Below are 8,076 nucleotides of genomic sequence, written 5' to 3'. Positions count from 1 at the left end.
TTGCACACTTTTCTCTTTTTGTCAAATTTTATGTTAAGAAAGATGTGACTAATGGATAGCTTATCAAGGGGGGCAGGGGGGATCGAACCTAAAATCCATTTTTAATTTAATTATAACCAGCTACTTACAATCCAACCATTAAAGTTTGTCTGTTAATCGGGTAATCGGCTCTCTTGGCTGCTGTGTAATCAACAGGATCGATCATCGAGATTGTCGGTATAGACTAGAGCCTAACGTCAACCTTTGATCAAGCTGTTGGGATACAATCCAGCAAGGACAAGAGAGCCTGTTTAGAGAATCGATCGCTTTAAGTGGTGTACTCGGCGTTAATTTTGACGTAATCGTAACTAAGATCGCAACCCCAGGCCGTACCTGTTCCTGAACCGTTACCGATACAGATAGACATTAAAACGGTATCTTCTCGTAAATAAGCCCCGCTTGCTGCCGCTTTCAGGTAATTACTGGCACTAGCTCGATCGAACGCCAGAGGTTGACCATTTTCCATCATCACGAAGTCGCCTAACTTAATTTGCAGGTCTTCTTGATGAAAGACTATCCCGGCCCGGCCCGCGGCCGCCGCAATTCGTCCCCAGTTGGGATCCCGACCGAAAACCGCCGATTTTACCAAGGAAGAACCGGCAATGGTGCGAGCAATCTGACGAGCGGACTGATCATCGGCCGCCCCCGAAACCCGCACTTCTATTAAACAGGTGGCTCCTTCCCCATCCCGGGCGATCGCTTTAGCCAAGTATTGACAAACTTCCGTTAACATGGCCTCTAACTTTTGGGCATCCCGGCCCATTTCTGTGATCGCTGTGGTGCGCGATTGACCGTTAGCCAAGGCGATCAGACTGTCATTGGTACTGGTGTCCCCATCCACCGTAATCTGATTAAAACTTTTATTAGCCGCCCGACTTAACATATTTTGCCAGAGAACCGTCGATACTGCAGCATCACAGGTAATAAAGGAGAGCATCGTCGCCATATTCGGGTGAATCATCCCCGATCCCTTGGCAATTCCCCCAATTGTGACCGGACGACCATCGATGGTGGTTTGCAAGGCGATCGATTTGGGGACTAGATCCGTGGTCATAATCGCCCGGGACGTGCTTTCGCCGCCATTTTCCGACAATAAACCCGCTAAGGTCGGTAAAGCGGCGGTTAACGCATCCATGCGAATCCGTTGCCCGATGACCCCTGTAGAAGCCAGCAAAATTGCATCGGCGGGAATCCCTAAAACTTGGCTCAAGGCGGCGGCACTATCGAGAGCGTCTTGCCATCCAGCTTCCCCCGTGGCGGCGTTTGCTTGGCCAGCATTACACAAAATCGCCCTGGCGCTGGCTTTAGTTTGGAGGCGTTGACGGCAATAATCGACGCAAGCGGCCCGCACTTGACTGGTGGTAAAGACTCCTGCGGCGATCGCTTCTGTTTCCGAGACAATTAGGGCTAAATCGGGCAAACCGGACGGTTTTAGCCCCGCGGCCATCCCTGCGGATTTAAATCCTTTTGGGGCCGTGATCCCCCCCTCTATTTCCTGCCAATCGGCCATTTTCTCCCGTCTCCTACTCAAATTCGACACTCGATTATAGCAAGTAAAAAGCCAAAAATTAGCAAAGGGTTTGACCGTTTCGGGTTGGGAAGTGGGGAAAAAAGGCCGACGGCTGATAATTCTGGGCTGCAAATTAGCCTAAAATATGATTAATTGACTAGGATTTTGGGGCGATAGTTTATGGAACGCGGGTTATTGTGGACACCTTTATTAATTCTGTTTATTTGGTTGGCTTGGAGTGGTTGGAATGAATACCAAAAAGTGGAAATCTATCGACAATGGGCGGAAAACTTCGATCGAGCTAAGTATGATATATATTCTGTCTTAGGTCAAAAAGATAAAATTATCACTTGGGGAAAACCAACTCGTAAGGGAGTGATTAATTTACAAACTTTTTCCCTAGAGGAGGTAAAAGAAATCCGTCTGTTAGTTAATAATCAAGTGGTGGATTTAGATGCTCTTCCCCCGCAGGGTTCCCCTTTTCTAGAATTTATTTTTAAGGAGCGATCGCCTGAAAAAATTCCCTTTACTGAAGTTGAATTGGCTAGTCGGTGGGCGAAATTTTTACAACAACAAATCTTAATTTAATGGCGATAATTTCTAGCGCAATCTTCCCGATCGCAGGATACCGACAACTAACCATAAACCGATAAAACTAGCTGTAGCAAATAATACGGTACTAATAATAGTTAATTGCCGAGATTGGGTGCTGGCCGTAACAATAGCAGCCCCGATAATTAAGGAACCAATAATCACACTAAAAGCTAGTCGATTGGCGGAATTATCTAAACTGCGACGGAGATTATCTAATTCCCGAATTTTTAGATTAACATTTAAAGTTTCTGAGGTTAAACTATCTAGTAAAACTTCGATTTGACGGGGAGATTTCAGGGAAAAAGATTTCAAGTCTAAAACTGTTCTTAGGGCAGTTTGTAGGGGAGTGCTACCGATTAACTGTTGTTCAAGAATATTAGTTAATAGCGGTTTGACTTCTTCTAGGATATTAATATCAGGATTAAATTTTCGGGCAGTTCCTTCTAAATTAGCGAGACTTTTGGCGAATAAACCTAAATTACCCGGAAGTTTAATTCTATTGCGACGGGCAATTTGCAAAAGTTCATAAACTACCTCACTAAAGTTAATTTGATTTAAATTGAGGTTATAATATTTTCGCAACATCCGCTCATAATCCACCTCTAATTGTACTAAAGTAATCGGGACTACTGACTCGGATAGTTTAATAGTTAGTTGACTGCATCTTTTGGCATCTAAGTCAACAATTGCTAATAACAATTCTGTTAAAATTTGTTGAGTTTGCGGGTCTAATCTGCCCACCATGCCACAGTCAATTAAAGCTACTCTACCATCGTCAAGATAGAAAATATTACCCGGATGAGGATCGGCATGAAAAAAGCCATCAATATAAATTTGTTGAAAAAATGACCGAAACAAAATCCTCGTTATTTCGCTTTTTCTTTGGGAAATTGCTTGCTCAGTTGGCGGTCTAGAAACATCAGCCTCTAAAATTTGTTTTCCTTCTAACCATTCTAACACTAATAGCCTGGAATTAGTTAAGTGCCAATAAATTTTAGGAATAACTAACTGTTTGGGTTCTGACCAACGACTCTGGGTTAAATTATAGCGTAATTGGTCAGTATAATGACCTTCTTGGGTGAAATCTAATTCCGCATTAACTGCTTTAATAAACTCCTCTGCTAAGTCAACAACGTCATAACTTTGACCAAATTCTGTTAGGGCAACTAAATCAGCAATTCCCTTAATTAAGGCACTATCTTGGGCGACAATTTTTTCGATCCCCGGACGCAAGACTTTAATCGCTACTTCCTCCCCAGATAATAAAGTTGCCCGATGAATTTGCCCGATCGAGCCTGCGGCGATCGGTTGGGGATTAATATACTTAAATACCTGTTCGATCGGTTTTGCTAACTGTTCGGTGATGACTATTTCTATATCTGTCCAAGCAACGGGAGGAACTTGCGCTTGTAGGGCAGTTAAAGCCTCGATATAATTAGCAGGGAGCAGATCGGGACGGGTACTAAGTAACTGTCCCAATTTGACATAAAAAGGCCCCAATTCCACGAGGATTTTTTTGAGAACTTCTGGGGTAGGAATCTGGGGATTTTCTGTTTTTCCTAGGGTTAAAACCCCGCGCATATAGTCCCAACCGTTGCCGAGAACTATCTCAAGGATTTCTTTTTGTCTTTGACTGGTTTGGGGGAGTGAGAACACGGTATTATCAGTTATCAGTTATCAGTTATCAGTTATCAGTTATCAGTTATCAGTTATCAGTTATCAGTTATCAGTTATCAGTTATCAGTTATCAGTTATCAGTTATCAGTTATCAGTTATCAGTTATCAGTTATCAGATTTGAGTTTTAAGTTAGCAGTATTAAATAGAAGTTTCCTACTGTCTTTTCACTGGTTACTGTTTACTGATCACTGATTACTGAAAAAGCTGGTAACTAATATCGATCCTATAACAATTTCTCTAATTTGGGATCGGTTTGTAATTGTTTGAGAACCTGTTTAATATCTTGGGTACGATCTTTGTGGACAACGAGAGTCGCTTTCCCGTCGCGAACAATTACCAGATCTTTTAAACCAATAGTAACGATCACTTCCTCCTCATCACTAGCATAGATAATAGAGCCTTCCGTATCCAAACTGACATGATTGGCCAGTTCAATATTTTTGCCCTTTGCTTCTAGTAATCTTTCCAGAGAATTCCAATCTCCTAGATCATCCCAACCGAAATTAGCGGGTAAAACGTAAGCGAGTTGAGTTTTTTCCATCAAAGCATAATCGATACTTTTTTTCTCTAAATCCTCATAGGCAGCGATGCCCCGATCGCTCAGAGGTTGTAAAATATTATTAGCATGGGTTTTTAGCTCCTCTAAAACCACTTGTCCCTGAAAGATAAACATTCCGCTATTCCAGCTAAAAAGTCCCGTTTCTAGGAATTTTTCGGCCGTGGTGCGATCGGGTTTTTCCGTAAAACGATTCACTTTATAGACGGGTAAACCATTAAATTCGCCCTGATTTTCTCCCTGTTCGATATAACCGTAACCGGTGGAGGGATAATCGGGTTTAATCCCTAAAGTAACGATCGCTTTTTGGCTGACGGCCACTTCTACGGCCGCTTTTAAAGTGTTAATATAAGCCTCTTGATCACCAATATAATGATCGGCAGGAAAAAAACCGATCGCCACTTCTTTACCATAACGTTTGATCACTTCTAAAGTGGCCCAAGTCACAGCCGGGGCCGTATCCTTGCCCACCGGTTCCACTAATAGGTTACTCTCCGGTAAATCGGGCAGTTGTTCGCGGACTCCATCAGCGATCGCACTAGCGGTAATTACCCAGAGATTTTCCCAACCTGCTGCTAAAGATAATAGACGATCGGCCGTTGCTTGTAAAAGACTGCGACCACTACCATCAAGACAGAGGAACTGTTTCGGACGCGCTAGACGACTGAGGGGCCAAAAACGTTCCCCTTTACCCCCGGCGAGAATGACTGGAACAAGCGACTGATTCATAAAAAATTGACACTTATCGGTTAAGCTGAACCGATTGTATCAGACGACAGCGAGGGTTTTCCTGACCCAAAGCTAAAAAGCGGGCAAATAACCCGCTTTCTAGCAAAAATAACCGAAATATTGCGATTAGAAATTCATTTCGGCCGCTTGTACTGTTTCCACTTGTTTTTTCTTAATAACTAAGAGGATTTGGCATAGCATAATACCACCGAGGAATAAAACTAATCCTTTGATCCGGCCGGGATTTTGTAGGACAACTTCCGTCTCTTTTTGACCAAAACCGCCGACATTGGGGTTACTGGTTAAAAATTGTCCCACTTCGATCGCTTGACCTTCCGAGACGATTAACTCAGGACCTGGGGGAATATTTTCCACCACGGGGCCAGCTTGGGAAGCGATGGTCACTTCATAACCACCGGCTTCGGTTTTGCTGATCTGGCTAATTGTACCCGTAGCAGAGGCTTTAAAGGCGTTATTATTGCTAGGTTCACCGGTGGGGTACACTTGACCGCGACCGCGATTGGCCCCTAAATGCACAGCATATTTACCGAAGTGAATACCTTTATTTTGGCTAGGATCGGGGGCCAGGACGGGGAAAACGATTTCTTTGTATTGATCCCCGGGTAAGGGGCCGACGATAACCACGTTATCTTGACCTTCTTTGTAGGATTGGAAATAGACTCCACCGAGTTTTTCCTGCATTTCTTCGGGAATGCGATCGGGGGGCGCGATTTTAAAACCATCCGGTAGCATTAAGACTGCACCGACGTTTAAACCTCCCTTGGATCCGTCTCCTAACACCTGTTGACTGGCGGGATCGTAGGGGATTTTTACTACTGCTTCAAAGACGCTATCGGGTAATACCGAGTGAGGGATTTCAATTTCGGCGGGTTTTTGGGCTAAATGGCAGTTCGCGCAGACAATCCGACCGGTTGCTTCTCTGGGGGTTTCCGGGGCGGTTTGTTGCGCCCAAAAAGGATATGCTTGGGCAGATTGGGGGTTAATGACATCGCTGGTTAGGAGTAGGGAAACGGTAGCGATCGCCACGAGGACAGCTTTCACTAGGGCCTGTCTGTGGACTTGCGGGAAGCTTAAAAAGTTGAATGTTCTCATCTCTATCGGTTGAATAATTCCAAATCTCGTCACATTGAATAATCTAGGACCACCAGGGTTCTTCACCGGTGCGGAAGTCGGTTTCCGTCCAAGTGGAGAAGACGACTTTATCATTATCGGTGACGTTGGCATGGGCGAGGGCTAAGGATAGAGGCGCTGGACCGCGAACTACTTTTCCTTCGGCATTGTACTGGGAACCGTGGCAAGGACACATGAATTTTTCTTCGCTGGCATTCCAAGGCACCACACAACCTAAGTGGGTGCAGACGGCGTTAATTCCATAGTTGGCCAGGGTTTTGTCCTCTTGGACGACTAAATAGGTGGGGTCCCCTTTTAAACCTTGGGCTAAGGTGCGATCGCCAGGGTTATGGCTTCCCAGAAATTGACTGACAATCACATCATTGCCTAGGGCATCTTTAGCGGTGACACCGCCACCCGTACCACCGGCCGAGGGGGGAATAAAATACTTAACAATCGGATACAAAGCCCCCGCTGCTACTCCGGTAATTGTACCAAAGGTCAACAGGTTCATAAATTGACGACGACCCAAATCGGGAACATCTGTACCGGAAACTTGACTCATTGCTCCTTATCTCCAAATGTAAATTTTTGTAAACTAATTCTCATCTAAGGGCGATTTTGTGCATCTCGATCAAGACGAAAACCCAGAGCTTAAAGAAGGTTTACAAGGGCTTTATTAGATTATTACAGATATTGAGTCACAGACAATTGCCACGGTAAAGCTGCGCCAAATGCGATCGCGGTTTCTCATCTCGGCAAAAGCGAGATGAGAAACCGCGAACATCGAAAGAATCTTAAAAAATTCGATCCAATGGAAAAGTTAAGTCCCCATATACCTTTAACTTAAGTTAATAGGAGTAGAAAAAGCGATAGAAACCGATGAAAAAACGGCAACCGCTTGGATAAACCAACAACTAGAAAGCTTGGGAGTAAACCTAATCTGATGAACACAAAAATAAATCTACCAATGGAACAAATTAAAGCATTTTGTCAAAAGTGGCAAGTCACCGAATTGGCATTATTTGGTTCAGTTTTACGCGAAGATTTCCGTTCAGATAGCGATATTGATATTTTAATTACCTTTTCCCCAACTGCTAAACGAGGTTTAACTGAAACCCTACAAATGCGCGATGAACTGCAAGCAATTTTCGATCGAAAAGTAGATTTAATTGTGAAAGCAGCACTCAAACGGAGTGATAACTGGCTAAGATGTAAAAACATTTTACAATCAGCACAGATTATATATGCCTCGTGATCAAGAATCTCTAATCGACATTGTAAATTCTATTAGACGTATTTTGCGCTATACCGATGGTATCGGTAAATCAGAATTGGAAAACAATGATGAAAAATTGTCTGCCATCCTCTACCAAATTACCATTATTGGTGAAGCGACTAAACGTCTTTCTGTAATCTTCCGTCAACAACATCCAGAAATTCCTTGGCGAGAAATGGCTGGAATGCGAGATGTCATTGTTCATAAATACGATCAGCTTGATTTGGATGTGGTATGGGACATAGTTGAAAATAAATTAACAGAACTTTTAAAAGCGATCGCACCTTTACTCTAAGAGTGCTTTAAAAGCAAAATCTAAACAACTCTTAGAAATTGCCAAAATAAGAGTAGAAAAAGCGATAGAAACCGATGAAAAAATGGCAACCGCTTGGATAAACCAACAACTAGAATCCTTAGACATTTCCCCCCTTTTTAAGCTATCCATTAGTCACATCTTTCTTAACATAAAATTTGACAAAAAGAGAAAAGTGTGCAAGATGGCTCAAGGAGGTTCTATGGGGGGACTAATTTGATGAGATAGTTTCCAAGTCTGGCTGATA

General features: G+C 43.4%; 8 protein-coding genes. 3 read left to right on the top strand and 5 right to left on the bottom strand.

What is annotated here, in order from left to right:
- Nucleotides 1–307 precede the first annotated feature (307 nt).
- Entirely contained in the window at nucleotides 308–1,549 is a 1,242-nt protein-coding gene (gene argJ / locus IQ224_RS19405) for a bifunctional ornithine acetyltransferase/N-acetylglutamate synthase (RefSeq protein WP_002746206.1), read from the bottom strand.
- 180 nt (nucleotides 1,550–1,729) lie between these two features.
- On the opposite strand from argJ, the gene IQ224_RS19400 reads away from it, so the two are divergent.
- A complete protein-coding gene (locus IQ224_RS19400) occupies nucleotides 1,730–2,137 on the top strand; it encodes a hypothetical protein (RefSeq protein ID WP_024969066.1) in 408 nt (135 codons plus the stop codon).
- 12 nt (nucleotides 2,138–2,149) lie between these two features.
- On the opposite strand, the gene IQ224_RS19395 is transcribed toward IQ224_RS19400, so the two are convergent.
- From IQ224_RS19395 to petC, 4 genes are all read right to left on the bottom strand, one after another.
- Nucleotides 2,150–3,799 (bottom strand): AarF/ABC1/UbiB kinase family protein, encoded by a 1,650-nt coding sequence (locus IQ224_RS19395; protein ID WP_194033370.1) that lies wholly within the window; start codon nucleotides 3,797–3,799, stop codon nucleotides 2,150–2,152.
- A 245-nt stretch (nucleotides 3,800–4,044) separates the two neighbouring features.
- Nucleotides 4,045–5,106, bottom strand: a complete 1,062-nt coding sequence (locus IQ224_RS19390) for a mannose-1-phosphate guanylyltransferase (protein ID WP_194033369.1) — start codon at nucleotides 5,104–5,106, stop codon at nucleotides 4,045–4,047.
- A gap of 126 nt (nucleotides 5,107–5,232) precedes the next feature.
- The gene (petA, locus tag IQ224_RS19385) at nucleotides 5,233–6,219 is read right to left on the bottom strand and encodes a cytochrome f (protein ID WP_194033368.1); all 987 of its coding nucleotides are present in this window, start codon (nucleotides 6,217–6,219) and stop codon (nucleotides 5,233–5,235) included.
- Nucleotides 6,220–6,262: 43 nt separating this feature from the next.
- On the bottom strand, nucleotides 6,263–6,802 hold the full coding sequence (petC, locus tag IQ224_RS19380; protein ID WP_002737937.1) for a cytochrome b6-f complex iron-sulfur subunit: 540 nt from the start codon (nucleotides 6,800–6,802) through the stop codon (nucleotides 6,263–6,265).
- Nucleotides 6,803–7,207: 405 nt separating this feature from the next.
- Here petC and IQ224_RS19375 point away from each other — a divergent pair, with 405 nt between their 5' ends.
- Both IQ224_RS19375 and IQ224_RS19370 read left to right on the top strand, forming a co-directional pair.
- Nucleotides 7,208–7,495: a nucleotidyltransferase family protein gene (locus tag IQ224_RS19375; protein ID WP_002746198.1), complete on the top strand. Its 288-nt coding sequence runs from the start codon at nucleotides 7,208–7,210 to the stop codon at nucleotides 7,493–7,495.
- A complete protein-coding gene (locus IQ224_RS19370; RefSeq protein ID WP_008206501.1) occupies nucleotides 7,485–7,811 on the top strand; it encodes a DUF86 domain-containing protein in 327 nt (108 codons plus the stop codon). The genes IQ224_RS19375 and IQ224_RS19370 overlap by 11 nt, the downstream gene beginning before the upstream one ends.
- Nucleotides 7,812–8,076: the final 265 nt, after the last annotated feature.

The sequence above is a fragment of the Microcystis sp. LEGE 00066 genome (genome assembly GCF_015207925.1).
In the GTDB taxonomy this organism is placed as follows: Bacteria; Cyanobacteriota; Cyanobacteriia; order Cyanobacteriales; family Microcystaceae; genus Microcystis; species Microcystis ichthyoblabe_A.
Note: the sequence above shows the minus strand (reverse complement) of the source record. Positions and strands in the feature narration are given on the sequence as shown.